This window comes from Moorena sp. SIO3I6, from assembly GCF_010672095.1.
In genome coordinates, this window is record NZ_JAAHHU010001153.1 from 1 (window position 1) to 1,620 (window position 1,620).

General features: G+C 45.6%; 1 protein-coding gene and 1 tRNA gene. One reads left to right on the plus strand and one right to left on the minus strand.

The window, feature by feature from the left end; translation table 11 throughout:
• The first annotated feature begins 786 nt into the window (after nucleotides 1-786).
• Nucleotides 787-859 (plus strand) — tRNA-Met (locus F6K49_RS47160).
• A 29-nt stretch (nucleotides 860-888) separates the two neighbouring features.
• Here the strand turns inward: F6K49_RS47160 and pyrE are convergent.
• Complete coding sequence (gene pyrE, locus F6K49_RS47165; protein WP_075898130.1) at nucleotides 889-1,500, minus strand: orotate phosphoribosyltransferase; 612 nt, start codon at nucleotides 1,498-1,500, stop codon at nucleotides 889-891.
• Nucleotides 1,501-1,620 lie beyond the last annotated feature (120 nt).

The window sequence follows — 1,620 nt, forward strand, 5'->3', positions numbered from 1 at the left end:
TGCCGCTATGGGTAGCACAGGTTATAGCACTGGTCCTCACTTACACTTTGAGCTTCATCCCAGAGGTCGGGGAGCTGCCAATCCAATGGCCTATTTGCCGAGAAGACGGTAATGGAGTGATTTCAAGGGAAGTCTCCCAATCAGGCAAAATTACTAGGTTGAAGGAGGAGACAGAGGAAAAGGGTAAGGTGAGTAAAAGCTAATCGAAAATGTCGCAGAGTCTACCAAAAACTCTTATTATTTGTTAGACTTAAATTAGGGGAACACCAACAGGGATTATTATGTAGCTTAAATTAAAGCCGAAAACCAAGGGTTTAATAGTTGCGCTTAGATCCCGGTGGAACGAACTTTTTTGACATTTTTATGGCGCTCGCGGGATATTCCGTCAGAGAAGCGCGGAGATACCCCCTGGATGTGAAAGCATCTTGGATTGGCGGGCTAAGATCTACCTTGGTAGATTTTGGTAGCTAAAAAGTATCGGAACTTTCCTACTCTTCCTCACCTTCTCAAACAATAGCTATAATCACCCTTAGCCCCTTGAGCTAAAGGGAAAGTGGTTGTCTGAAGCAGGAATTACCTTTCCTATTGTTCTTCTACCTTTTCCGTATACCCCTTTATCTGTTCCGTTCGATGGGTGCGCACGCAGTATGTCAACTCAACTTTTGCTCAGCGATGCAGCGCGGTCTTGGGGGTTTCCCCCATGAGCGACTGCATCAAGAAAGGAATAAAAATTATTATAGAAATTATTGGCATTGATATGTTATAGTAGATAAGGGTTAAAAAAAAGGCTCAGTAGCTCAGTGGTTAGAGCAAGGGACTCATAAGCCCGAGGTCGCAGGTTCAAATCCCGCCTGAGCCATACCTAATTAGATAGTCAACATAAGCTAGTCAGCTGGATTGATCAAGAGAACCCTGGTAGTGTTCTCGGATTTCGTTAATCGAAAACAGAGCTTTAAACATTAGCCCAGCTGACTGATAAAGCTCGGCTCCACCTTGCAGCCGGTCAACCAGGGCTATTACCAGCTCTACCTGGTAACCAGCTTCCTTAAGGCGGTCCACGGCTTTCATGGCTGATTGCCCAGTAGTCACCACGTCTTCTAATACCACTACTTTGGCTCCTGTGGGCAAAGAAGGCCCTTCAATGTATGCCCTGGTTCCATGACCTTTTGGCTGTTTGCGGATAATTAGACCAGGGATAGGGCGGTTTTCTATGGCAGAAACAATGCTAACCGCACTCACGATCGGATCTGCCCCTAGAGTTAAGCCAGCAACAGCTTGAGTATCAGCAGGTACCATTGAGAATAGCAAACGTCCTATTGCCAATGCTCCTTGAGCATGAAGGGTAACCTGTTTACCATTGATGTAATAAGAGCTACGCTGCCCCGACGAAAGCACAAAATCACCCTCTTGGTAAGCCAGTTGACAAAACAAATCCAGCAGAAAAGGTCGCAGGAGAGGTAAATCTTTTGGGGTGGATAGAGCTTGAAATTGGTTGTTCATGAAACTTACTGAAAAAAACCTAGAGTCAAGGGAAAATGGGAGCCTACAAGCTACCATCAAACCGGTTGATTTGGATTTGGTGGGTATTCTTTCACCCGCTGGGGTAGTTTCCCCCTAATA